At 64.3% G+C, this 21,590-nt stretch carries 25 protein-coding genes; 13 read left to right on the forward strand and 12 right to left on the reverse strand.

What is annotated here, in order from left to right:
* Positions 1-85: 85 nt before the first annotated feature.
* From ACOQFP_RS16055 to ACOQFP_RS16075, 5 genes are read right to left on the reverse strand one after another with little or no spacing between them, the layout of a single operon-like run.
* A complete protein-coding gene (locus tag ACOQFP_RS16055; RefSeq protein ID WP_421584882.1) occupies positions 86-700 on the reverse strand; it encodes an ABC transporter ATP-binding protein in 615 nt (204 codons plus the stop codon).
* Positions 697-1,452: an ATP-binding cassette domain-containing protein gene (locus tag ACOQFP_RS16060; RefSeq protein ID WP_421584883.1), complete on the reverse strand. Its 756-nt coding sequence runs from the start codon at positions 1,450-1,452 to the stop codon at positions 697-699. Before ACOQFP_RS16060 ends, ACOQFP_RS16055 begins: the two co-directional genes overlap by 4 nt.
* Positions 1,449-2,288, reverse strand: coding sequence for an ABC transporter permease (locus tag ACOQFP_RS16065; RefSeq protein WP_421584884.1), 840 nt, complete (start codon positions 2,286-2,288; stop codon positions 1,449-1,451). The genes ACOQFP_RS16060 and ACOQFP_RS16065 overlap by 4 nt, the downstream gene beginning before the upstream one ends.
* Complete coding sequence (locus ACOQFP_RS16070; RefSeq protein ID WP_421584885.1) at positions 2,285-3,382, reverse strand: ABC transporter permease; 1,098 nt, start codon at positions 3,380-3,382, stop codon at positions 2,285-2,287. Before ACOQFP_RS16070 ends, ACOQFP_RS16065 begins: the two co-directional genes overlap by 4 nt.
* Positions 3,264-4,856, reverse strand: a complete 1,593-nt coding sequence (locus tag ACOQFP_RS16075) for an ABC transporter substrate-binding protein (RefSeq protein ID WP_421584886.1) — start codon at positions 4,854-4,856, stop codon at positions 3,264-3,266. The genes ACOQFP_RS16070 and ACOQFP_RS16075 overlap by 119 nt, the downstream gene beginning before the upstream one ends.
* Positions 4,857-4,962: 106 nt before the next feature.
* On the opposite strand from ACOQFP_RS16075, the gene ACOQFP_RS16080 reads away from it, so the two are divergent.
* Positions 4,963-5,259, forward strand: coding sequence for an ArsR/SmtB family transcription factor (locus ACOQFP_RS16080; protein WP_206488961.1), 297 nt, complete (start codon positions 4,963-4,965; stop codon positions 5,257-5,259).
* An 89-nt stretch (positions 5,260-5,348) separates the two neighbouring features.
* On the opposite strand, the gene ramB is transcribed toward ACOQFP_RS16080, so the two are convergent.
* The gene (gene ramB / locus ACOQFP_RS16085) at positions 5,349-6,761 is read right to left on the reverse strand and encodes an acetate metabolism transcriptional regulator RamB (RefSeq protein WP_206488962.1); all 1,413 of its coding nucleotides are present in this window, start codon (positions 6,759-6,761) and stop codon (positions 5,349-5,351) included.
* A 146-nt stretch (positions 6,762-6,907) separates the two neighbouring features.
* Between ramB and ACOQFP_RS16090 the strand changes: the two genes are divergently transcribed.
* The 5 genes from ACOQFP_RS16090 to ACOQFP_RS16110 all read left to right on the forward strand — a co-directional run bounded on the left by ACOQFP_RS16090 (position 6,908) and on the right by ACOQFP_RS16110 (position 11,642).
* A complete protein-coding gene (locus ACOQFP_RS16090) occupies positions 6,908-7,312 on the forward strand; it encodes an SPW repeat domain-containing protein (protein WP_206488963.1) in 405 nt (134 codons plus the stop codon).
* Positions 7,313-7,809: 497 nt separating this feature from the next.
* Positions 7,810-9,099, forward strand: coding sequence for an isocitrate lyase (gene aceA / locus ACOQFP_RS16095; RefSeq protein WP_206489097.1), 1,290 nt, complete (start codon positions 7,810-7,812; stop codon positions 9,097-9,099).
* A gap of 163 nt (positions 9,100-9,262) precedes the next feature.
* Complete coding sequence (locus ACOQFP_RS16100) at positions 9,263-10,138, forward strand: 3-hydroxybutyryl-CoA dehydrogenase (protein ID WP_421584887.1); 876 nt, start codon at positions 9,263-9,265, stop codon at positions 10,136-10,138.
* Positions 10,139-10,229: 91 nt separating this feature from the next.
* On the forward strand, positions 10,230-10,505 hold the full coding sequence (locus ACOQFP_RS16105) for a hypothetical protein (RefSeq protein WP_206488965.1): 276 nt from the start codon (positions 10,230-10,232) through the stop codon (positions 10,503-10,505).
* Positions 10,506-10,601: 96 nt separating this feature from the next.
* Complete coding sequence (locus tag ACOQFP_RS16110) at positions 10,602-11,642, forward strand: NAD(P)-dependent alcohol dehydrogenase (protein ID WP_206488966.1); 1,041 nt, start codon at positions 10,602-10,604, stop codon at positions 11,640-11,642.
* Positions 11,643-11,721: 79 nt separating this feature from the next.
* Here the strand turns inward: ACOQFP_RS16110 and ACOQFP_RS16115 are convergent, their stop codons facing one another.
* Positions 11,722-12,579: a polyphosphate kinase 2 family protein gene (locus ACOQFP_RS16115; protein WP_206488967.1), complete on the reverse strand. Its 858-nt coding sequence runs from the start codon at positions 12,577-12,579 to the stop codon at positions 11,722-11,724.
* A gap of 33 nt (positions 12,580-12,612) precedes the next feature.
* On the opposite strand from ACOQFP_RS16115, the gene ACOQFP_RS16120 reads away from it, so the two are divergent.
* Positions 12,613-13,074, forward strand: coding sequence for a PPOX class F420-dependent oxidoreductase (locus ACOQFP_RS16120; RefSeq protein ID WP_206488968.1), 462 nt, complete (start codon positions 12,613-12,615; stop codon positions 13,072-13,074).
* Between the two features lie 93 nt (positions 13,075-13,167).
* On the opposite strand, the gene ACOQFP_RS16125 is transcribed toward ACOQFP_RS16120, so the two are convergent.
* Complete coding sequence (locus tag ACOQFP_RS16125) at positions 13,168-14,148, reverse strand: iron-siderophore ABC transporter substrate-binding protein (RefSeq protein ID WP_421584888.1); 981 nt, start codon at positions 14,146-14,148, stop codon at positions 13,168-13,170.
* A gap of 16 nt (positions 14,149-14,164) precedes the next feature.
* Positions 14,165-14,710, reverse strand: a complete 546-nt coding sequence (locus tag ACOQFP_RS16130; protein WP_206488970.1) for a type 1 glutamine amidotransferase domain-containing protein — start codon at positions 14,708-14,710, stop codon at positions 14,165-14,167.
* Positions 14,711-14,772: 62 nt separating this feature from the next.
* Here ACOQFP_RS16130 and ACOQFP_RS16135 point away from each other — a divergent pair, with 62 nt between their 5' ends.
* Entirely contained in the window at positions 14,773-14,946 is a 174-nt protein-coding gene (locus tag ACOQFP_RS16135) for a hypothetical protein (protein WP_206488971.1), read from the forward strand.
* Here the strand turns inward: ACOQFP_RS16135 and ACOQFP_RS16140 are convergent.
* The gene (locus tag ACOQFP_RS16140) at positions 14,943-15,701 is read right to left on the reverse strand and encodes a TetR/AcrR family transcriptional regulator (protein WP_206488972.1); all 759 of its coding nucleotides are present in this window, start codon (positions 15,699-15,701) and stop codon (positions 14,943-14,945) included. The two genes, ACOQFP_RS16135 and ACOQFP_RS16140, sit on opposite strands and share 4 nt — an antisense overlap.
* A gap of 73 nt (positions 15,702-15,774) precedes the next feature.
* Between ACOQFP_RS16140 and ACOQFP_RS16145 the strand changes: the two genes are divergently transcribed.
* The 5 genes from ACOQFP_RS16145 to ACOQFP_RS16165 all read left to right on the forward strand — a co-directional run bounded on the left by ACOQFP_RS16145 (position 15,775) and on the right by ACOQFP_RS16165 (position 19,817).
* Positions 15,775-17,049 carry a DUF445 family protein gene (locus ACOQFP_RS16145; protein WP_341244635.1) on the forward strand — a complete coding sequence of 425 codons (1,275 nt, stop codon included), beginning with the start codon at positions 15,775-15,777 and terminating at the stop codon, positions 17,047-17,049.
* Positions 17,050-17,124: 75 nt separating this feature from the next.
* Positions 17,125-17,592, forward strand: a complete 468-nt coding sequence (locus ACOQFP_RS16150; RefSeq protein ID WP_274611095.1) for a helix-turn-helix domain-containing protein — start codon at positions 17,125-17,127, stop codon at positions 17,590-17,592.
* The gene (locus ACOQFP_RS16155; RefSeq protein WP_421584889.1) at positions 17,585-18,352 is read left to right on the forward strand and encodes a heparin-binding hemagglutinin; all 768 of its coding nucleotides are present in this window, start codon (positions 17,585-17,587) and stop codon (positions 18,350-18,352) included. Before ACOQFP_RS16150 ends, ACOQFP_RS16155 begins: the two co-directional genes overlap by 8 nt.
* A gap of 66 nt (positions 18,353-18,418) precedes the next feature.
* The gene (locus tag ACOQFP_RS16160; protein WP_206492453.1) at positions 18,419-18,709 is read left to right on the forward strand and encodes a DUF2516 family protein; all 291 of its coding nucleotides are present in this window, start codon (positions 18,419-18,421) and stop codon (positions 18,707-18,709) included.
* 82 nt (positions 18,710-18,791) lie between these two features.
* Positions 18,792-19,817, forward strand: coding sequence for an alpha/beta fold hydrolase (locus ACOQFP_RS16165; protein WP_421584890.1), 1,026 nt, complete (start codon positions 18,792-18,794; stop codon positions 19,815-19,817).
* 6 nt (positions 19,818-19,823) lie between these two features.
* Here ACOQFP_RS16165 and purU read toward each other — a convergent pair whose 3' ends face one another.
* Entirely contained in the window at positions 19,824-20,708 is an 885-nt protein-coding gene (gene purU, locus ACOQFP_RS16170) for a formyltetrahydrofolate deformylase (RefSeq protein WP_206492455.1), read from the reverse strand.
* Positions 20,709-20,721: 13 nt separating this feature from the next.
* On the reverse strand, positions 20,722-21,564 hold the full coding sequence (locus tag ACOQFP_RS16175) for a class I SAM-dependent methyltransferase (RefSeq protein WP_421584891.1): 843 nt from the start codon (positions 21,562-21,564) through the stop codon (positions 20,722-20,724).
* Positions 21,565-21,590: the final 26 nt, after the last annotated feature.

A 21,590-nucleotide genomic window follows, 5' to 3' on the forward strand; every position in this document is an offset into this window, starting at 1 on the left:
TCTCATCCGATCAGTGAACGTACCTGGACTCGAGCGGTGAGCGCATCACCTGCGGGGCTCGGGACGAACTACGTGGGACAGACGCTCACACTGTGTTGTGTGGGCGGAGTTCGAGATGTTCGGGCGCGAGTGCGTCGATGACGGCCCGGTCGTGGCTGACCACAGCGAGCCCGGCACCGTCTGCGGCGAGTGCAGAAAGCAGTCGCATCACGGCGCGGGTGGCGATCGGATCGAGCATGGACGTCGGCTCGTCGCACAGGATGTAGATCGGCCGTTGCACCAGGATGCGCGCAAGGCAGGCGCGTTGGAGTTGCCCGTCGCTCACCTGGGCCGGGAATCGCCGTAGGAGAGCGGTATCGAGGCCGACGCGCTCGCAGACGGTGTCGAGGTCGATGGTCTCCCGGCGAATCGCTGCAGGCTCGGACACGATCGAACCGAGGGTCCACCGCGGATTGCACACCAGTCTCGGATGCTGCGCGAGCAGAGCGATGGATCCGCGCGGGGGCCGGGCCTGCCCATCCCAGGTAACGGTGCCTGCATGCGGCTGTATCGAACCGGCCAGCACCCCGAGCAGCGTGGTTTTGCCGACGCCGGACGGGCCGGTGATGCCGGTTGTAGCGCCGCGGGCAACGGTCACCGAGACGTGTTGTAGGACAACGCTATCGCCGAACTCCACGGCGACATTGCGAGCTTCGATCATACTGTCGCCCCATCGAAGAGAGCACCGATGTAGTCGTCCTCGTGCGCGAGTACCTCCGCCGGTGTGGCCTGGAGTACCGTCGCCCCCGCCTTCATCACCGCGATGGATCCACAGGTGCCCGAGCGCATCATCGAGGTCAGATCATGAGTGACGACGAGAACGGCTCGACCTTCGGCCGCCACATCGTTCAGTAGTGCCCAGACCTGTTCTGCCAGAGCAGAATCGAGTGCCGACGTGGGCTCGTCCGCAATCACCAGATCCGGTGATCCGGCGAGCGCCGCGGCAATCGCGGCGCGCTGCGCCATTCCACCGGACAGTTCGTGTGGGAACAGTTGCGCGGCCGATGACGGGAGTGCGACGCGGTCGAGCAACTCCGTCACACTCTGTGCGCTTCCGAGGGTTCGTGCGATCTCGGCGAGTTGGGATCCGAGGGTGCGCACGGGTGTGAACGAGGTAGCGGGCGACTGGGGGATCAGCCCGATACCGTGCCCGCGGAGGCGTCGCCAGTCGGCCTCGGTCTGCACTGCATGTCCGGCTATTTCAAGGGTTCCGGTCGTGTGTGACCCTGGGGGGAGCAACCCGCACAGTGCGAGTGCGACGAGGGACTTTCCGCATCCCGATTCGCCGACGAGGGCGGTGACCCGGCCGGAGGCGACGTCGAGATCGACGGAGTTCAGCGTGCTCACCACCGTGCCTCCCCGGCTACGGGAGTCGATGTCCACGCTGTATCCGCAGAGCCTGGCTGCGCTCACCACACCGAACCTCCGGGGGGCGTGAGTCGGCGTCGCAGCATCGACAGTCCAAGGGTGAACGCGAGTGCCGTCACCACCAGCGCCGTGGCCGGAACGGCGAGCGTCCACCAAGCGCCGAGCATCACGTCACCTCGGGCCTGCCCGAGCAGTGTGCCCAGGCTCGCCCGATCGGGTGAGAGGCCGACACCGAGGAACGACAATGTGGATTCGTGCCAGATGGCGTGCGGAATCAGCATCGCCAGCGCCACCAGGATCTGCCCGCCCACCGACGGTGCGAGATGTCGGTGGGCAACGAACCATCGGGACGCGCCGGCCAGGCGAGAAGTACGAACCCACCCGGAATTGGCTGTTGCCAAGACCTCGGCCCGCACGATCCGGGCGACAGAGGGCCAGTGCGTCAACGAGATCGACGCCACCACGGCCAGCGGCTCGCCTCGCCACAGCGCCGCGATGACGATGCCCAGTACCAGGTGGGGGAGGGCGTTGACCGTATCGACCGTGCGCATGACGACGGCGTCGAACCATCCACCAGCAGCGGCCGACGCGACCCCGATGACTACTCCGAGTGCGCACGCGATCACCGCGCAGAGAGCCGCGATCTGCAGCGAGATCCGTAGCCCCTCCGCTGTTCTGACGAGCATGTCGTAGCCGGAGTGATCGGTGCCGAGCAGGTTCGAGGTACTCGGCGGCAGCAGCGCTGCCGAAAAATCAGCGGTTTGCCGACCGGCGATCATCGGGATCAGCAGTGCGATGAGTGCGATCGCGAGGACGAGGAACCACGGCGCGTCGGGTATGTATCGACGCCGAGCATCGAGTTCGTGGTCGCGGGCGGTCATGCGGCGATCCGTACTCGTGGATCGATCGCGGCGGTCGCGGCATCGGACAGTGCCGAGCCGAGCAGAACTGCCAATGCCGCGGCGGTCGTCGTCGCCGCCATCAGCGAGAAGTCCAGTGCTGCAGCCGATTGCACCAGCGCGTTCGCCATCCCGGGCCAGCCGAACACGGTCTCGACGATGGCCGCACCCGCGATGAGTTCGGGTAACCGCGTGCCCAGCAGTGCCAACGTCGGAGCCACCGACGTCGGCAGCACGTGCCCACGCAACAGCGCCCATCCGTAGATCCCGCGGGACCGCGCCGCGCGCACCGCATCGGACTCGGTCGAGTCGACCACCGCAGCCCGCATGGCTAGCAGTAGCCAGGGGATCTGCGAGACGGTGAGCGCGATGAGCGGAAGCACGGCGTGCGCGGCGATCCCGGCGGCCGAGTACGTGGTGCCCGGTGCCCGTGCCCCCGAGGTGGGAAACCACCGGAGGGTCACTGCGAACACCGAGACCAGGACGAGCGACACCACGAACGGGGGCACGGCCGCGAAGGTCGCGGACAGAACCGAGCATGCCCGGTCGAGCAGTCCGCCGCGGCGCATCCCGGCCGACGAACCCAGTACGACGGCGGTCGCAGTGGCCAGAATCAGTGCGAGACCCGACAGTCCGAGAGTGAAGGGCAGACGTTCGGCAAGAACCGTCGAGACCGGGAGGGATTGGGTGGACGACCACCCGAGGTCGCCGTGCAGCAGATCGGTCAGCCAGGTCCACCATGCGGTGTACCAGGGTTGCTCCGTTCCGTACGCGTCTCGAAGTTGCTGCCGCTGCGACAGAGTCGCACTCTGGTAGCTGTCACCGAGGTACGCCGCGAGCGGGTCGAGAGGCGACGCCGACGCCAGAGCGAACATGGCAGCCGAGACCGCGACGACCGTCGGGATCGCGATACCCGCACGGACGGCGAGGATCCGCCCCGCTGTGCCGGCCCGTGTCCTACTGCGCACGTGTCCACGCCGCCAGGTGCCACCACGGACCCCACGAGACACCGTGCGAGTGCGGTTCGAGTATCGGAGGGCTCTGGTTCCAGCCGAGATCGCGATACGCGTAGGCATGGTCGAGAAACGCGAGGAACACCGAGGACGGCTGCTCGACGTAGAGCTGTTGGATCCGCCGGTATCGAGCGTCGTTCTCGGGTCCGGACGCGGAATCGCGTGCCTGCTGCAACAAGTCGTCCATACCCGGCGCGGTGAAGTTGCCGGGGTTGGCATAGGGCGAGGAGTCCGCCACGCGGGTGTGCAAGGTGTCGAACACCTGGGAGTCGATGCGGTACGGGGTGTCGCCGCCGCCGAGCAGCACTGCCGAGTCGCCGAGGCGGGTCTCGATCTCGTCCCACCCTGTGCCGCGGGGCCGCACCTCGATACCCACCGGTTGCATGGCGGCGGCGAAGGCCACCGCGAGATCCCGTCGCACGGAATCCTGGGCATTGTAGAGAAGCTCGAACGACGCAGTGGCACCGTCCTTCTCGCGGACGCCGCCTGCGCCGGCGCGCCACCCTGCGGCATCGAGGACGGACTCGGCGGCGGACAGGTCGAACGGGAACACTGCTGTCGGCTCGTAGGCCTCGCCGTAGACCGCGGCCACCGGTGTGCTCGCGGGGCGTCCGTATCCACCGAGAACATCGTCGACCATGCCGCTGCGATCGACGGCGAGGTTCATCGCTATCCGGGCCTGCGGGTCGGATGTGAACGCATTGCCCGCCGGGAGCGAGACCCCGCGCCAGTCAGCAGATTTCACCCCGACCGTTCTGACGTCGTCGCGTCCGTCGAGCGCTGCGACGGCAGTGGGAGGCAGTGAAGTGCCGGAGACCTCGCCCGTGGCGACGCGCTGCACGCGGGTGTTGTCGTCCGGGGTGTAGGTGATCACCAGTCGTCTCACCTGCGGGGCCTCGCCCCAATAGTCCTCACGTGCGGTGAAGACGGCCTGATCCGCACGCAGGCTGTCCAGAATGTACGGTCCGGTTCCGACGGGTTCGGTGTTCAGCGCCCAGTCGGCCGCGGGTGCCTGCTCGATGCGCTCCGACGGAGCGATGCCGAGCAGAAGGTACGGCGAGGGATCTGCGTCGGTGTTCATCGTGACCACGACGGCATCGGATCCATCGGCGACGACTTCGGTGATCGGATCGAAGTCCGTCGAGATCTCGGATGCGACGATCGGATTTTTCACGGCCTCGTAGGTGCTCACCACGTCCGCGGAGTCGAACGCGGTACCGTCCGAGAAAGCGACGTCCGCGCGCAAGGCCACTCGCCACTGTCGCGGCGCGATCTGGATCGGGGCCGAGTCCGCTAGGGACGGAACGAGATCGGGAAGTGCGGAGTCGGAATCGGCATCGGGGCGCAGTAATCCCTCGTAGATCGGGGAGACGCCGAGTGCTCCGTATCCGGACACCGGACTGAACCCGCCGAGTTCCTGGCTGTCGGCCAACACGATCGCCTCGCCGGCGTCGTCCTCGGAGGCTGATGCGCATCCTGCGGCGGTGAGGGCGAGAGCAACGGCGAGGCCCAGAACTCGGGCGATGGACGGTTTCACGGACTACTCCACGGTGCGGGCTCGATCAGGATATGTGTCCAAGTGGACACATATTGTGTGCCGTAGCGTAACAGCAGTATTCGAAACCAGCAGCGCGGGAGAATCGATGAGCGACAGCGACGACATCGAACAATGGTCGGCACGCTTTGCCGTGCTGTCCGATCCGACACGGTTGCGTCTGATCAGCTACATGCACGAGAAATCCGGTGCCACTGTCGCGGAACTCGCTGCCGCCGTGGGGGTCACCGAGAACGCGGCATCGCAATCGCTCCGCGCACTCAGAGCCCGCGGGTGGGTCGACACCACGAAGTCGGGCCGCACGGTGCACTATCGGGTGGTCGCCGACGCCATCGTGCACCGCATCCTGCACGACATCATGGGCGCGAAGCACCGGCACGGCTGATCCGTCGGAACCGCCAAGATCCCCATGTTCTCCGAGTCCGATGGTGTCGAGACCGGTGCAGAGCGGTGCACGCGCAGTGTGGTTGTCCCTCAGCGAACGAGGTACGGCGATACCGAACTTCGGTGCTCGTCGATGTCGAGATCCTTGCCCAGCGGCGGGAAAGCGCGTTGCGGGCAATTCGCCCGCTCGCACACCCGGCAACCTGCGCCGATCGGTGTCGCGGCCGCAGAACCCTGCACGTCCAGACCGTCGGCGTACACCAGCCTGCCTGCGTGGCGTAGCTCGCAACCGAGACCGATGGCGAAGGTCTTGCCGGGCTGACCGTATCGCGCGGCGCGACGCTCGACGGTGCGCGCGATCCACAGATAGTTGCGGCCGTCGGGCATCTCGGCGATCTGGGTCATGATCTTGCCCGGGTAGGCGAAGGTTTCGTACACATTCCACAGCGGACAGGTTCCGCCACTCGACGAGAAATGAAAACCTGTGGCGGACTGCCGTTTCGACATGTTTCCAGCGCGGTCGACTCGGACGAACGAGAACGGCACACCCCGCAACTCAGGTCTCTGCAACGTGGAGAGTCGGTGACAGATGGTCTCGTAGCTGACCGAGAAGAACGCCGAAAGCCGCTCGATGTCGTACCGGAAATCCTCGGCTACATCGTGAAACTGGTGATACGGCAACACCGTTGCGGCAGCGAAGTAGTTGGCGAAGCCGAGCACCGCCAACTTCTTCGAGGACTCGCTGGAGAAGTTCCCCTCCTCGGCCATCCGCTCGAGCAGGTCTCCGCATTCGAGGTACGCCAACTCGGCGGCGAACCGGAACACCTTCTGACCACCGGACAGGTGTGGTGATATCTCGAGTACGCGCGTCTGCTGATCGAATCGGTGTAGTACGTTCTCGCCGAGGTCGATGCGATTGACGATCTGTACATCGTGCACGGTCCGTAGTCGCTTGGCGATCTCGCCGCCCAGGTCCGCGCGATGGAAGCGAATCCTCGACGTGAGCGCCTCCGCGGCGGTGTCCAGATCGTGTAGGTAGTTCTGCCGCTGGTAGAAGTAGTCGCGCACTTCCTCGTGCGGCTTGCTGATCGAACCACTGCCACTGCCATCGGAGAAGCGCTCCTCGGTAGCGGCGAGCAGCTGAGCCGTCGTATTGCGGTATCGGCGATGCATGTTGACCATCGCCCGCGCCAACTGCGGGTGCGAGCTGACCATCTGGGCGATCTCATGGGCGTCGGCGTCGATACCCATGTCTTGATCGAGCGCCACCTCGCGGAGTTCGGCGACCAATCTGGTGTCGTCCTCGGAGGAGAAGAACGAGGTGTCGACGCCGAAGACCTCGGAGATGCGGAGCAGTACCGGCACCGTCAGCGGACGCACATCGTGTTCGATCTGGTTGAGATAGCTGGCCGAGATGCCGAGCTTCTGGGCCAACGACACCTGGCTCATGCTGCGTTCGCTGCGAAGCTGCCGAAGCCGCACGCCGACGAAGGTTTTCGACATATCGCCAGGCTACGCCTGCGAAGAAATAAGTTAGCACCGTTGGCAAATGCTGTTGGGTCACAATTGGGTGTTCATCGGGAACATTTGCCGAAGTAAAGGCGTATACCGGTATACGGGTTATTCGCACAGCACCTCGAGGAGCGGTCATGTCCAAGCATCAACGCACATGGGAAATCGTCAGGGACGTCGTCGTATTCATCACCGGAGCTGTTCTCGTCGGGTCCACCGTCTGGCTCCCGGTGCAGGGAGTTCAGGAGGTCACCGGAGCGATCCTGGTCCTCGGGATTCTCGCCGCATCGACCGCGCTGTGGGCCATCGGATCCTCGTCGAGGCAGAGCCACTGGGCTCACGTCGGTCTCGGTCTGCTTCTTGTGCTCTCGCCTGCACTGATGGTGTTCCCGTCCGGGGTACTGGCCGCAGACCTGTTCGCCATCATCGGCGGGCTGGTGATCGCCGCCATGGGAGCCCTCGGTGTGCTCGCAACGCGTCGTGCACCGACCACCTCGCGCGTAGTGGCCTCCAGCGACGATAGAACCAGTATTCGCATCTGATTCGTTCCAACACCCTTCATGCTCCACCTCCGGGGCGTGCGCGACGATGGTCGTCCACAGCCCCGGGGAGTGGAGCATTGTTGTTTCGGTGCAGCTCGGGGCCGTGTCATCGATGCTTCGCCCGTCGGAGTGCGTCCATATCCTGAGACGATACAAGTGTGATCTCCATCACATGTACGTCGAATTCTGACTCGATTCAGACGTCCCCATCAAACCGTACGAGCGTCCGGTAAGAGATTTCGTGCATTGTGTTCACCAACTGGGGTTTCGTCGCTACTGACGAGTAACCGAGCTGTCCGATCGGCGAGGTTTGTAGCAGTCAAAAATTCGCAACATTAGCAAGGTGTTCGGGAAAGCTAGCCAAGATTGGCACTAACAACTGGTAGACGCATGTTTTGGGGTGTGCCATTGTTTTGGAGTACACCAGAAGGGCCTGGCAACGATGTGAAGATTTGTCTCGAGGCAGGCCGAGAATGCAGAAGAGACTGGAGCTGAAGATGTCGACCACCGGCACCCCGAAGACCACCGCCGAGATCCAGCAGGATTGGGACACCAACCCGCGCTGGAAGGGCGTCACACGCAACTTCACCGCACAGCAGGTCTCCGACCTCCAGGGCACTGTGGTCGAAGAGGCTACGCTGGCGCGCCGCGGCTCCGAGATCCTCTGGGATCTCGTCAACAACGAGGACTACATCAACTCGCTCGGTGCCCTGACCGGCAACCAGGCCGTGCAGCAGGTTCGCGCCGGCCTCCAGGCGATCTACCTCTCCGGCTGGCAGGTCGCAGGCGACGCCAACCTCTCGGGCCACACCTACCCGGACCAGAGCCTCTACCCGGCCAACTCGGTGCCGTCGGTGGTCCGCCGGATCAACAACGCCCTCCTGCGCGCAGACGAGATCGCCAAGGTCGAGGGCGACACCGCCGTCAAGAATTGGGTTGCCCCCATCGTGGCCGACGCCGAAGCCGGCTTCGGTGGCGCACTGAACGCGTACGAGCTGCAGAAGGCCATGATCGCAGCCGGTGCCGCCGGAGTGCACTGGGAGGACCAGCTCGCATCGGAGAAGAAGTGCGGCCACCTCGGTGGCAAGGTGCTCATCCCCACCCAGCAGCACATCCGCACCCTGACCTCTGCGCGTCTGGCCTCTGACGTCGCCGACGTGCCTTCGGTCATCATCGCCCGTACGGACGCCGAGGCAGCCACGCTGATCACCTCTGATGTCGACGAGCGTGACCGCGAATTCCTGGACGGAACCCGCACCGCCGAAGGCTTCTTCGGTGTGAAGAACGGCATCGAGCCCTGCATCGCTCGTGCCAAGGCCTACGCACCGTACGCAGACCTGATCTGGATGGAGACCGGCGTGCCGGATCTCGAGGTCGCCAAGAAGTTCTCCGAGTCGGTTCGCAGTGAATTCCCCGACCAGCTTCTCGCCTACAACTGCTCGCCTTCGTTCAACTGGAAGGCGCACCTGGACGACGCGACCATCGCGAAGTTCCAGAAGGAGCTCGGCGCAATGGGATTCAAGTTCCAGTTCATCACCCTCGCCGGCTTCCACTCGCTCAACTACGGCATGTTCGATCTGGCGCACGGCTACGCCCGCGAGGGCATGACCGCGTTCGTCGATCTGCAGGAGCGCGAGTTCAAGGCTGCCGAGGAGCGCGGCTTCACCGCCATCAAGCACCAGCGTGAGGTCGGCGCGGGCTACTTCGACCGCATCGCCACCACCGTCGACCCCAACACCTCGACGGCTGCACTGAAGGGCTCCACCGAAGAAGGACAGTTCCACTAAGCAGTTCCGCCTCCCCGGATCTTCAGCGCACCAGTCGGGCGGCCCGCAACTTTCGTTGCGGGCCGCCTGATTCGTATCGTCTGGGCTCTGGGTGCACCTGGCAAGAGTTACCCCCATCTCGCCTCTAGTTGTTGTAGCGCAGGTTATTTCGAAGGAGTTTGCTGTGACGGTCGAGCGGGTGGGGATCGTCGGGGCCGGACAGATGGGCGCGGGTATCGCAGAGGTCTGCGCACGCGCGCACGTCGACGTATTGGTCTACGACCAGACTCGGGAACTGACCACAGCCGGGCGGCAGCGCATCCTGCAGTCTCTCGATCGGGGTGTCAGTAGCGGCAAGATCACCGAGCGTGAACGAGAGAACGCGGCCTGCAGGCTGAGCTTCACCTGCGACCTTTCGGACTTCGCCGATCGCGAGTTGGTGGTCGAGGCGGTACCCGAGGACGAGATGACGAAATCAGGCATCTTCGCCGAGCTCGACGCCGCCGTAACAGATCCCGGCGCCGTGCTGGCCTCGAACACGTCCTCGATTCCCATCACGGCACTCGGGTCCGCGACCGCAGCGCCGGACCGCGTCGTGGGTTTGCACTTCTTCAATCCGGTGCCGGTGCTGCCGCTCGTCGAACTCGTCGTCACGGACTCGACCTCGGAGGCCGTTGCCGGCCGGGCCGAGAGATTTGCAGGCGATGTTCTCGGCAAGCAGGTGGTGCGGTCGGCAGACCGGCCGGGTTTCGTCGTCAACGCATTGCTCGTGCCCTACCTGCTGTCGGCGATTCGCATGGTCGAGTCGGGTTTTGCCAGCAAAGAGGACGTCGACAAGGCGACGATGCTCGGACTCGCACACCCGATGGGCCCGCTCGCCCTCACCGATCTGATCGGCCTCGACACGGTGAAAGCCATCGCAGATTCGATGTACTCGGAATTCGAGGAACCACTGTTCGCAGCCCCTGCTCTGCTGCTGCGCATGGTCGAGGCCGGGCAGGTGGGCAAGAAGGCCGGAATCGGTTTCTATCGCTACGAGAACGGTCGGGTGACAAAGTAGGGGCCGTCTCGGGCGGGTCGCCCCGCAGGATCGGACGGAGCGCTATTGTCGGTCTGCCAGTTCACACAAGTCGATCGCAGGGAGCGCATCAGTGAGCAAGTCCAAGAAGTCGAACAGTCTGGTTCCCAAGGCATTCGGAATCGGGTTGGCCGCAACCGGTGCCGCTCACTTCGTGGTTCCCGAGGCCTTCGAGGGAATCACCAAGCTTCCGTTCCCCAAGGACACTCGAACCTGGATCAGTCGTAACGGAGCGACCGAACTGGCCGTCGGTACCGCGATCGCGTACCCCAAGACTCGTCGGATCGGACTGGTCGGTCTGGGCGCGTACGTGCTGTGGCTCGGCGCCAATATCGCCAAGAACAGCTGACGTTACTGTTGCAAACGACTCGTCCGCGGCAGGAATAGCCTGGTCGAGGCGGTGGCCTGGTTGCACTCGCACAGATGCGTAGGTAGCAATGTAAATATGACTTCAGCTACCGCCTACCAGGCCACCGCTCCCGACGCTCCGCTCGAGAAGACGACCATCGAGCGACGCGCACTCGGGGCGAACGACATCCTCATCGACGTCAAGTTCGCCGGCATCTGTCACTCCGACATCCACACCGCTCGCAACGAGTGGGGTGGCACCACCTACCCGGTGGTTCCCGGCCACGAGATCGCGGGCATCGTTGCCGAGGTCGGCTCCGATGTCACCACCCGCAAGGTCGGCGACCGCGTCGGCGTGGGCTGCTTCGTCGACTCCTGCGGCGAATGCGCGGCCTGCAAGGACGGCGACGAGCAGTACTGCACCAAGGGCGTCGTCCAGACGTACAACTCCAAGACCTACGAGGGCGAGTTCACCCACGGTGGCTACTCCACCCAGATCGTCGTCACCGAGAAGTTCGTCCTCGGCATCCCCGAAGGCATCGAGCTCGACGTTGCCGCGCCCCTGCTCTGCGCAGGCATCACGCTGTACTCGCCGCTCAAGCACTGGGGAGCCGGACCGGGTAAGAAGGTCGCCATCATCGGAATGGGCGGCCTCGGCCACGTGGGCGTCAAGATCGCCCACGCCATGGGCGCGCACGTCACCGTGCTGAGCCAGACCGACAGCAAGGAAGCCGACGGCAAGGCCTACGGTGCCGACGAGTACTACGCCACCAAGGGCACCACCGCACTGAAGGATCTGCAGGGCTCGTTCGACCTCATCCTCAACACCGTGTCGGCCAACCTACCCATGGGCAAGTACCTGGGACTGCTGGCTCGTAACGGCACGCTCGTCGAGCTCGGCGTTCCCGAGAAGCCCCTCGAGGTGCCGGCATTCAACCTGCTGGCCAACCGTCGCTCGTTCGCAGGCTCGATGGTCGGCGGCATCGCCGAGACCCAGGAAATGTTGGACTTCTGCGCCGAGCACAAGATCGGTGCCGAGATCGAGCTCATCCCGGGCGACAAGATCAACGAGGCCTACGACCGCGTCGTCGAATCCGATGTGCGCTACCGCTTCGTGATCGACGCAGCGACGCTGTAACTGTCTCGTTGTACGCGTGAATGGTCCATTGACCTGCCCAGACGGGGGTCGATGGACCATCCACGCCTTCGAAGGGGGTTCAACTCTCGGCGAGCCGCTTCTTCTCGAGTTCGATGTCGAAATCTGCTGCAGGCCAATCGAGATCGAGCTTCTCCAAGGCATCGATCAAAATCTCCGTGACCGCGAGTCGGCTGTACCACTTGCGGTCGGCCGGTACGACGTACCACGGCGCATGATCGCGGTCCGTGCGATCGAGAACTCGCTGATACGCCTCGCGGTACTGCGGGAGGAAGCCGCGCTCGGTGACGTCACCCGGGTTGTACTTCCAATGCTTGTCCGGCCGATCCAGCCGCTCCTGTAGCCGCTCTTTCTGCTCGTCCGGCGAGACGAACAACGCGATCTTGACGATGACGGTCCCCTCCTCGGTCAGCTCCTTCTCGAAAGCGTTGATCTCGTCGAATCGCTTCTCCCACACCTGCCGTGGCACCAGATCATGCACCGCGACGACGAGAACGTCCTCGTAGTGGGAGCGGTCGAACACCCCGATCCGACCGGCCCGAGGTAGCGCGTTGCGGATGCGCCACAGGTAATGGTGCTGCTTTTCCAGCTGCGTCGGAACGCCGAACGACGCCAGGTCGACGCCCTGTGGATCGACCATCCCGATGACATGCTTGACCATGCCGCCCTTGCCCGCGGTATCCATGCCCTGCAGCACCAGCAAGACCGAACGGTCGCCGCCGGTGCGCCCGTGCGCGTAGAGCTTCTCCTGCAACTCGGCCAGGACTGCACCGCGCTGCTCGAGGATGTCGTTCCCGTGAGATTTGGACCCGTCGAAACCCGGAGTTGCGGTGAAGTCGATGTCTTCCACCCGGGGAGAGGCACTGGCGCGCAGCACATCGACGGGAGAGTGCGTCCACAGTTTCGACTTGTCGGCCATGACTGAGGAGACTACTTCTCTACGATGGAATGCATGGCACCTACGATCGCAAAAGCCGAATCCGTTTCGCGCGAACAGCTGCTCGAGTTCGTCTCGCCTCGGCACCGCCACACACTGATCACCCGCAAGCGCGACGATGGTCTGCAGGTCTCCCCGGTCTCTGCCGGTGTGGACTCGCAGGGCCGTATCGTCATCGCCACGTACCCCGAGCGCGCGAAGGTGCACAACATTCGCCGCAACGCCGCCGTGACCGTGTTGGTGCACAGTGACGACTGGGACGGTGACTACGTGCAGGTCGACGGGACGGCAGAGATCATCGATCTTCCCGACGCCGTCGAGCCTCTGGTGGAGTACTTCCGCAGTATCGCCGGCGAGCACTCGGACTGGGACGAATACCGCGCGGCGATGGTGAAGCAGGGAAAGTCGTTGATACGCATCGTGATCGACGCCTGGGGCCCGATCGCCGCGGGTGGCTTCCCACCAGGGAGAGTGTGACAAGCCCGCCAGGGAGAGTGTGACAAGCCCGCCGGGGAGAGTGTGACAAGCCCACCGGGGAGAGTGTGACAAGTCCTCAGGGGAGAGTGTGATCTAGCGCTTCAGCGGCGCCGCGAACAGTGGCACGGCGTTCTCCAACGCGTAGCGGGTTCCCGCAACCGAGGCTGCCGAGAATGCGTTGGAGAGGTTCTGATCCCCGAGTACCACCAGCCGACCGTCGCGGGCCGAGGCAAGTCCCTGAATCGATGGATTCTCGGTGATCACCTCGGGTCCGGTGCCGATGGGGAACATGACGGTCAGGTCCGCGTCGAGCGCTGCGATGTTCTCCTCGGACAGTTCGATGCTGAACTTGCCGGGTTCGGCGAGGTTCTGGACGGTCGGGGTGTTCGTCAGGCCGAGGGATTCGAGGAAGTCGACGCGGGTGTCGCCGCGGACGTAGGCACCGACCTGTCCGCTGTAGAGGGTGCCGACGGCGACGGTCTTGTCTGCGAACTCTGGATTGGCGGCGACGGTGTCGTCGAACATGGCCTCGGTGTCGTCGACGAGCTTCTTGCCCTCGTCGACTTTGCCGAGAGCCTGCGCGACGATCTCGGTCTGGCCGTCCCAGGTGGTGCCGTAGGCGGTCTCGGTTCCCGGCGGTGCCGCGATGGTCGGCGCGATTGCGGACAGGTCCTCGTAGACGGACTCGTCGTTGGTACTGCGGGTCCACAGGATCAGGTCCGGTGCCAGTGCCGCGATCGATTCGATGTCGACGTCGTAGGTGCCGAGGATGGTGGGATCGGTGTCGTAGGACTGCTCGACCCAGGGGCCGAGGCCGTCTCCGCCGACGCCGAGCCAATCGCTGGCACCGACGGGTTGCACGCCGAGTGCCAGGGCTGTTTCGGCGTCGGACCAGCCGAGCGCCACCACGCGCTGTGGATTCTTCGGAACCTCGACCTCGCCGAACATGTCGGTGACGACGACCCCGCCGGGCTCGGTCGAATCCGCGCTGGTGTCGCCGGAACTGCATGCGGTGAGGGTGAGAGCGAAGGCGAGAACTGCCGCAGGCAGAACCGACGAACGGGAAAAGTGCATAGGGCACGCTAACCTATCAAGCGCTGAAATTCTCCACGATCTTCGCGCAGAACGCCGGCAGATCGTCCGGGTTACGGCTCGAGATCAGGTTGCCGTCCACCACGACTTCCTCGTCGACGACGGTTCCACCCGCGTTGCGGATGTCGGTGCGGATGCTCGGGTAGGAGGTCAACGTGCGGCCTCTGAGGACGTCGGCCTCGACGAGTGTCCACGCTCCGTGGCAGATCACGCCGATGGGCTTGTGGGTCTGCATGAAGGCACGGACGAATTCGACTGCATCCGCGTCGACGCGGAGTTGATCGGGGTTGGTGGTTCCGCCGGGCAGAATCAGCGCGTCGAAGTCGTCCGTGGAGACCTCGGCGATGACGCGGTCCACCGTGAAGGTGTCGGCGGCATTGACATCACTTTCCATGGCTTGGATATCGCCGTGCACAAGTGAGACCAATGTGGCTGTGGCTCCTGCTTTCTCGACGGCTTCGCGCGGCTGAACCAGCTCGACTTGTTCGACGCCGTCGGTGGCGAGTATGGCAACGCGGCGTCCGGTCAAGGTATCGGTAGTCATGCCCGTTCGGATGTCCGACCGGGACGAATCTCAAACGGACGAGCGATGGTACGAATGGAGACATGAGCGAGAAACCCATCGAAACCCCGACCGAGGATCGAGCCTTGCAGAACACGCCGATCATGGACGAGCCCGAGGAGCCGACTGCGGTTGATCTGCCCATCGAGGCCGATGTCCGCGATGCGCTCGATCAGCGAGCCGAAGTGCCCCTGGACGAGGACCGCGACGAGCGTTAGGGCGCGGTCGGCTTGTCGTCGACGACCAACGGGTGCGGCTGCGATTTGAATTTCGCGGGCGAACCGTCGGCCATCGCGACACCGTGAATGCCACCCCACATCATCATGCAGAGGTAATCGATCAGGTCGTCCGCGGACATGGATTTGTTCGAAATCCACCAGTGCGTCGCCAGCTGGACCGCGCCGACGATGGCGAAAGCCCACGGCACCGAACCGCCGGAATCCATTTCACGCTGCCGTAGCCGCTCTCCCAGGACGGTGGAGAGCAACTCGGCGATCATCCGCTCGGACTCGGCGACGACGTCTCGGTTGTTGCCCGCGTTGTTCGCCATGACGTAGAGGTAGACCTCGGGATCGGTGGCGACGGTCTCGACGTACGCGGTCACGACGACACGAGTGAGCTCGTACTCGTCGAGTTCGTTCGAGATCGCGGCGTAGATCCTGGGGGCGAGCGTCGTCTCGACGTACCGCGACATGGTTGCATTCGTCAGATCGTTCTTGTCGGTGAAGTACCGGTAGAGCACCGTCTTGGATATACCGATCTCCGACGCGATCTCGTCCATGCCGATCTCGCGGCCACGGGTGCGGATCGCGGCCAGCGTGCCGTCCACCAGTTCTTCGCGTCGAGCGATCTTGTGCTCGCGCCACCGCCGTTTGCGGCCGTCCGGCTTCTCGGCCTTGGATTGACCCGCGTCGGGTCGTTCTCGCGTCTCCCCGGCCTCGTCCGACTGCGCTACCGTCGTATTTCTCACCACAACTCCACCCTATGCGCCTGCTCCGACACCATTGCAGCCTGCGTCCGGTTGATCGGTCACATTTCTGGGCACAATGGCGGTTGTGCAGCTGATGAACTTCGACGACGAGACCAAGCGCCGCGACCTCCGCAAGATGAAGACAGTCGCGACGGGCTTTCTCGTCTTCGCATCGGTGGTCTATCTGTTCTGCCGGTGGCAGGAGTCGAAGGGGGCGGGCGCATGGGTGGGATACGTGCGCGCTGCGTCCGAAGCGGGCATGGTGGGCGCACTCGCGGACTGGTTCGCGGTGACCGCGTTGTTCAAGCATCCGCTGGGCATTCCGATTCCGCACACGGCACTGATCAAGAAGAAGAAGGACCAGCTGGGCGCAAGCCTGAGTTCGTTCGTCGGCAGTAATTTCCTCGCACCCGAGGTGGTGTCGGAGAAAGTGGCGTCGGCGCAGATTCCGTTGCGGTTGGGTACCTGGCTCGCCCAGCCCGACAACGCCGAGCGCGTGGCAGCCGAGGCGGCAACGGTTTTGCACGGTGTGGTCGATGTGCTCAACGACGAGGACATCACCGCTGTGATCGACAGCACCATCGTGCGCCGACTCGCCGATCCGCAGTGGGGACCGCCCATCGGCCGCATCCTCGAGGAGCTGATCCGCGAAAACCGTCAGCTGCCGCTCATCGAGATGCTCGCCGAACGGGCCCATCAGTGGGCTCTGGGCAGCCAGGACATGATCGATCGCGTCGTCGCTCGGGATTCTCCGAACTGGTCGCCGAAATTCGTCGACACCCTGCTGGGGGAGAAGGTCTACAAGGAACTCGTCGAGTTCACCTGGAAGATTCGGTCCAACCCCGAGCACGAGGTGCGTCTGGCTGCGAACAAATTTCTCGTCGACTACGCCAACGATCTGCAGCACGACCCGGTGACCATCGACAAAGCCGAGAAGCTCAAGGCGCAGATCATGGGACGTGAGGAGATCACCGGGCTGGCTGCGGCCACCTGGAAGGTGGCCAAGCGGCTGATCACGGAGTCGGTCGACGACCCGACGAGCACCTTGCGCACCAAGATCAAGGAGAACACCGCCAACCTCGGGGTGCGGTTGCGCGACGACGAGGAACTGCGCGGGAAGGTCGACGGTTGGTTGCTCGGGGGAGCGAGCTACGTCGCGGAGAACTACGCCGACGAGATCACCACGATCATCGGAGACACTGTCGCTCGCTGGGATGCAGAGGAAGCCAGCAAGAAGATCGAGCTGCAGGTCGGACGCGATCTGCAGTTCATCCGGATCAACGGCACCGTCGTCGGTTCCATTGCCGGACTCGCCATCTACACGGTCTCGGATCTGATCTTCGGGCACTAGTGCTAGCAGAGTGCTTGCAATAGTTAGCACCCACGGGTACCGTCGTGGACGAACACCGAATCCAGGAGGCCGACAATGGCCGAGAACGAGGGAGATCTGGTCGCCAAAGCGACCGAAGCGACGCAGGTCGTCGCCGAGGCAGGCGACATGGTCGCCGCAGTGGTGACAACGGCAGCTCAGGACATAGGTAGCTACATCCGGTCGCAGCGAGAAGCCGCGCAGGTTTCCATGCGACAGCTCGCAAGCCGCGCCGGAGTGAGCAATCCGTACCTGAGTCAGATCGAACGCGGACTGCGTAATCCGTCCGCAGAGGTGCTCGCGCAGATAGCCAAGGGTCTGCGCGTCTCCTCCGAAGTGTTGTACGTCCGGGCCGGGATCTTGGAAGCGCGTCCCCACGGTCCGGTGCGCGAAGCTCTGCTCGGCGATGAACACATCACCGAACGGCAGAAGCAAGTGCTGATCGAGATCTACGACTCGTTCCGTGGTGAGAACGAGTCGACGCAACATCCAGAATCCGACGAACAGGAGACACCAGATGTCTGATCCCAAGAACTTCGAAAGCGTCAGGACGCCCATCTTCGCCGCCGTCGGTGCAGGCGATGCCGTCGTCCAGGCCGTCGCCGATGTCGTAGCGCAGGTCCGCTCGCGCGCCGAGAGTCGTACCAGCGAGGTCAACGCTCGCTTCGCCGACCTGTCCGAGGACGTCACCGAGGGTGTCGAGAGCCTGCGGGAGCGGCTGACGAATCTGCCCGCGGAGCTGCCCGACGAGATCGCCGAGTTGCGTGAGCGCTTCACCCCCGAGGAGCTGCGCAAGGTCGCCGAGGCATACCTGAAGGTTGCCTCCGACCTGTACACCTCGCTCGCCGAGCGCGGCGAAGAGACCGTCGAGCGCATTCGCCGCACCCCTGCCGTCGAAGAGGGGCTCGGCCGCGCCAACTCCGCCGCCAACGACGTCGTCGACCTCACCGAGCAGGCCCTCGGGACCGTCGCATCGCAGACCCGCGCAGTCGGCGAGCGGGCAGCCGCCCTCGCCGGCATCGCATCGGACAAGGTCCGTGAAGGTGCCGAGGAACTCGCCGACGACATCGACGAGGCAGGCAGCGAGGCCAAGGACAAGGCAGTCGACGCATCGCAGAAGGTCAGCGGAGCAGCGGGCAAGGTCGAGGCCAAGACTCGCAGCGGTGCCAACGCGCCGGTCAAGAAGACTTCGGCTCCGGCCAAGAAGACCACGTCGGCACCGGCAGCCAAGAAGTCTGCACCGGCTCCGGCCAAGAAGGCTCCGGCGAAGAAGTCCACTCGCTAAAGCACTCGTAAAGAAACGACCCCGGCGCCGAGCGGTGCCGGGGTCGCTTCTCGTACACTGGCGAACGTGATTGCGAGCAGCTTCTCTCAGACGATTTTCCTGATCCTGCAAATCATCTCTATTGCCGGAGCAGCATTCGCGATCTTCCACGCGCTTCGCCAACGTCCCGACGCCTTTCCCGCCGCAGGCAAGCTGACCAAGAACGCCTGGCTGGGCATCCTGGCCGTCGGGCTGCTCCTGACGTTGATCGGCCCCATGGTCATCATGTTCTGGATCATCGGCATCGTTGCCATCGCGGTATACCTCGTTGACGTTCGACCGAAAATCGACGGCATTCAGCGCGGACCGCGCTGGTAGAGGTACACCTTTCGGCGCCCAGGCTGTCGTGGGCGTAGCCTCTACCGAACCACACGGGGGTCACAGGTAGGGGGATTGTTCAGTGGTTTCACGCAAGGTAGTCGAACGCGCGCTGTTCGGAGTCGGAGGGCTGGCAGCGGTAGCCGCGGTCGGAGCATTTGCCGTTCGGCGCCGTAGGTTGCATTCGTTCACCAGGACAACCGACGTACGGCCCGACGAGCTGCTCCAGCCGCCGACGTTCGAGCCACAGGTCACCGAGGTCGTCACCGATGACGGTGCCCATCTGCACGTCCGTAGCTACGGCGATGCCGATGCCGAACCGATCGTCTTCAGTCATGGCTGGACCTGCTCCGCCGATTACTGGTTTCCACAGGTCAATGCCCTTGCTGGGCGCTATCGCGTCATCGCGTACGACCAGCGTGGGCACGGACGCAGCGATGTCGGAACGCGACCGCTGAGCCCCGACGTGCTGGCCGACGACCTGGCGGCAGTACTGGCCGCGACGGTCACCGAGGACAACAAAGCAGTACTCGTGGGCCACAGCATGGGCGGCATGTCGATCATGGCCTGGGCCGGTAACTACCCCGAACAGGTCGACCGACTCGTCAGCGCAGTGCTGCTCGCCAGTACCGCAACCGACTCCCTGGTGCGGGAAACCACCGTCATCCCCCTGCCTCAGCACTTCCCGCGGGTTCCGGCTCCGGTGGGGCGCGCGGTACTGAGCTCGGCCCTTCCCCTGCGGCCGTCACCTGTCACTCGCCAAGCCATCAAGTACATCTCGATGGCACCGGGAGCGACTCCTGCCGAGGTGTCGTTCTGCGAGAAGATCGTGCTCGAATGTGCCCCACACACCCGCGGAATCTGGGGCGCAGCACTGAGCGATCTCGATATCCGCGAGGCACTGGAGAACATGTCCGTCCCCACCAGCGTCCTCGTCGGCTCGGCCGACCGCCTGACCCCACCGGTGCACGCTCGCAAACTCGCGCGTGCACTCGACGACCACAACCATTTGAGCAGGCTGATCGTCATCCCCGGTGTCGGACACATGAGCTCGGTGGAAGCAATCGACGAATTCAACACCGAAGTGGTGCGGCTCCGGAACCTCTAGGGGCTGCTAACTGAAGACGACGGTCTTGCTGCCGTGCACCAGGACACGATCTTCGAGATGCCACCGCAGGCCGCGGGAGAGCACGAGCTTCTCGATGTCGCGGCCCTGACGCACCATGTCGGCGACCTCGTCGGAATGGTCGACGCGGATGACGTCCTGCTCGATGATCGGACCGGCATCGAGCTCGGCCGTCACGTAATGGCACGTCGCACCGATCAGCTTGACGCCACGGGCGAAGGCTTGGTGGTACGGGCGAGCGCCGACGAACGACGGTAGGAAGCTGTGGTGAATGTTGATCGCCCGGCCGGCCCAATGCGCGCACAGTGACTGGGGGAGTACCTGCATGAAACGAGCCAGCACCACCGCGTGCGGATCGTAGGAATCGACGAGAGTGCGCACCTCCTCGAACGCGGGACCGCGCTCGGCGGGGTCTTTCGCGAATTCGACATGATGAAACGGTGTGCCGTGCGCAGCGGCGATCGGCTCGAGCGACTTGTGATTACCGATCACCGCGGAGATCTGTGCCGGGAGCTCGCCGCCGGCAGCGCGTCCGAGCAGATCGTGCAGGCAGTGCGCTTCCTTGCTGACGAGCAGTACCACCCGCTTGGGCTCGCCCGAATCATGCAGTGCCCATTCGGTTTCCGGGCCGAGCTCGTCGGCCACCTGAGCGAAACGCGCACGGAGATCCTCGATGCTCATATCCACCGACGAGGCCCGAACGGCCTGCCGGGTGAAGAACCAACCGGTATCGGGATCCGCGTGATAGGCGGCTTCGACGATCCAACCACCGACTTCGGCGAGGAAGGTCGAGATGCGGGCGACGATGCCCGTCTTGTCGGGGCAACCGAGGGAGAGAACGAAGCGGCGATCCTCGGATACGGAAGAACTCATGCCGACGATTGTCTCAGGGCGTGCGGACCCCGGTTGCCACCAGTGTCCCCAGATCGATCGAATCGATCCCCCGCTCGGTCAGCAGCGCCGAGAACTCGGCACGGATCTGCGCCCGGGTCGCCTCGTCGAACGCAGCGAGTGCGCCCCGCATCGCGCTGCCCAGCACCAGATCCCAGACGAACGACTCCGTTGCGGGAACATGGTTGGACAGCTCCACGACCTCGACATCGGTGGTTCCGGCCGCGGTGAGCCACGCAGACAGCAGTTCCGCCGTCTCCATCCGCCGGATCGGGTGCATGTCGTAACCGTCCTGCGCGAGTGACCCGTTGTGCTCGCTCGGCGGCGAGTGCGCGCCGATCACCTCGACGTAGGTACTCGCGAACGCCTCGATCGCACCCTTGCGCCACACCGTCACCCCGACGCGCCCGCCCGGACGAACTACAGACACCAGCCGAGCGAAGTCCGCCTCGGGATCGGGCAGGAAGAAGATGCCGTACGAACAGGCCAGCGCGTCGTATCCGGCATCGGGGACCGTCGACGGCGGCTCCCACTCGGTGGCGTCGGCGGCGACGAAGTCGATGTTGCGCAGAGCGCGTTCGGTGGCCTTCACCCGCCCCACCTCCAACAGCTCGTCGGCCAGATCGATCGCGTGCACGATGCCGTCCGGTCCGACGGCGGCAGCGGCAGGAATCGCCGACGCCCCTGTGCCCGAGCACACGTCCAGAACCGTCTCGCCCGATGCCAACCCGAGCGCGAAGACCAGAGACTGCCCGGCCGGACCCCAGACCTGTGGCGTCAGAGCATCGAACTTCGGGCTCGTGGCATTGAAGGTGGCGGCGAGCGAGGCTGCGGTCATGAACGAAAATCGTAGACCGACAAGGC

Origin of the sequence: Rhodococcus sp. MALMAid1271, from assembly GCF_049195265.1 — a bacterium.
In the GTDB taxonomy this organism is placed as follows: domain Bacteria; phylum Actinomycetota; class Actinomycetes; order Mycobacteriales; family Mycobacteriaceae; genus Rhodococcoides.

What these genes read in the sequence shown, in the direction of transcription:
- ramB (WP_206488962.1), bottom strand. Translation starts at nt 6,761, where the DNA reads ATGTCGAAAACCTTCGTCGGCGTGCGGCTTCGGCAGCTTCGCAGCGAA.
- ACOQFP_RS16155 (WP_421584889.1), top strand. Translation starts at nt 17,585, where the DNA reads ATGTCTGATCCCAAGAACTTCGAAAGCGTCAGGACGCCCATCTTCGCC.
- ACOQFP_RS16130 (WP_206488970.1), bottom strand. Translation starts at nt 14,710, where the DNA reads ATGACTACCGATACCTTGACCGGACGCCGCGTTGCCATACTCGCCACC.
- ACOQFP_RS16135 (WP_206488971.1), top strand. Translation starts at nt 14,773, where the DNA reads ATGAGCGAGAAACCCATCGAAACCCCGACCGAGGATCGAGCCTTGCAG.
- ACOQFP_RS16145 (WP_341244635.1), top strand. Translation starts at nt 15,775, where the DNA reads ATGGCGGTTGTGCAGCTGATGAACTTCGACGACGAGACCAAGCGCCGC.
- ACOQFP_RS16115 (WP_206488967.1), bottom strand. Translation starts at nt 12,579, where the DNA reads ATGGCCGACAAGTCGAAACTGTGGACGCACTCTCCCGTCGATGTGCTG.
- ACOQFP_RS16110 (WP_206488966.1), top strand. Translation starts at nt 10,602, where the DNA reads ATGACTTCAGCTACCGCCTACCAGGCCACCGCTCCCGACGCTCCGCTC.
- ACOQFP_RS16080 (WP_206488961.1), top strand. Translation starts at nt 4,963, where the DNA reads ATGAGCGACAGCGACGACATCGAACAATGGTCGGCACGCTTTGCCGTG.
- ACOQFP_RS16125 (WP_421584888.1), bottom strand. Translation starts at nt 14,148, where the DNA reads ATGCACTTTTCCCGTTCGTCGGTTCTGCCTGCGGCAGTTCTCGCCTTC.
- ACOQFP_RS16090 (WP_206488963.1), top strand. Translation starts at nt 6,908, where the DNA reads ATGTCCAAGCATCAACGCACATGGGAAATCGTCAGGGACGTCGTCGTA.
- aceA (WP_206489097.1), top strand. Translation starts at nt 7,810, where the DNA reads ATGTCGACCACCGGCACCCCGAAGACCACCGCCGAGATCCAGCAGGAT.
- ACOQFP_RS16065 (WP_421584884.1), bottom strand. Translation starts at nt 2,288, where the DNA reads ATGACCGCCCGCGACCACGAACTCGATGCTCGGCGTCGATACATACCC.
- ACOQFP_RS16175 (WP_421584891.1), bottom strand. Translation starts at nt 21,564, where the DNA reads ATGACCGCAGCCTCGCTCGCCGCCACCTTCAATGCCACGAGCCCGAAG.
- ACOQFP_RS16055 (WP_421584882.1), bottom strand. Translation starts at nt 700, where the DNA reads ATGATCGAAGCTCGCAATGTCGCCGTGGAGTTCGGCGATAGCGTTGTC.
- ACOQFP_RS16150 (WP_274611095.1), top strand. Translation starts at nt 17,125, where the DNA reads ATGGCCGAGAACGAGGGAGATCTGGTCGCCAAAGCGACCGAAGCGACG.
- purU (WP_206492455.1), bottom strand. Translation starts at nt 20,708, where the DNA reads ATGAGTTCTTCCGTATCCGAGGATCGCCGCTTCGTTCTCTCCCTCGGT.
- ACOQFP_RS16070 (WP_421584885.1), bottom strand. Translation starts at nt 3,382, where the DNA reads ATGCCTACGCGTATCGCGATCTCGGCTGGAACCAGAGCCCTCCGATAC.
- ACOQFP_RS16120 (WP_206488968.1), top strand. Translation starts at nt 12,613, where the DNA reads ATGGCACCTACGATCGCAAAAGCCGAATCCGTTTCGCGCGAACAGCTG.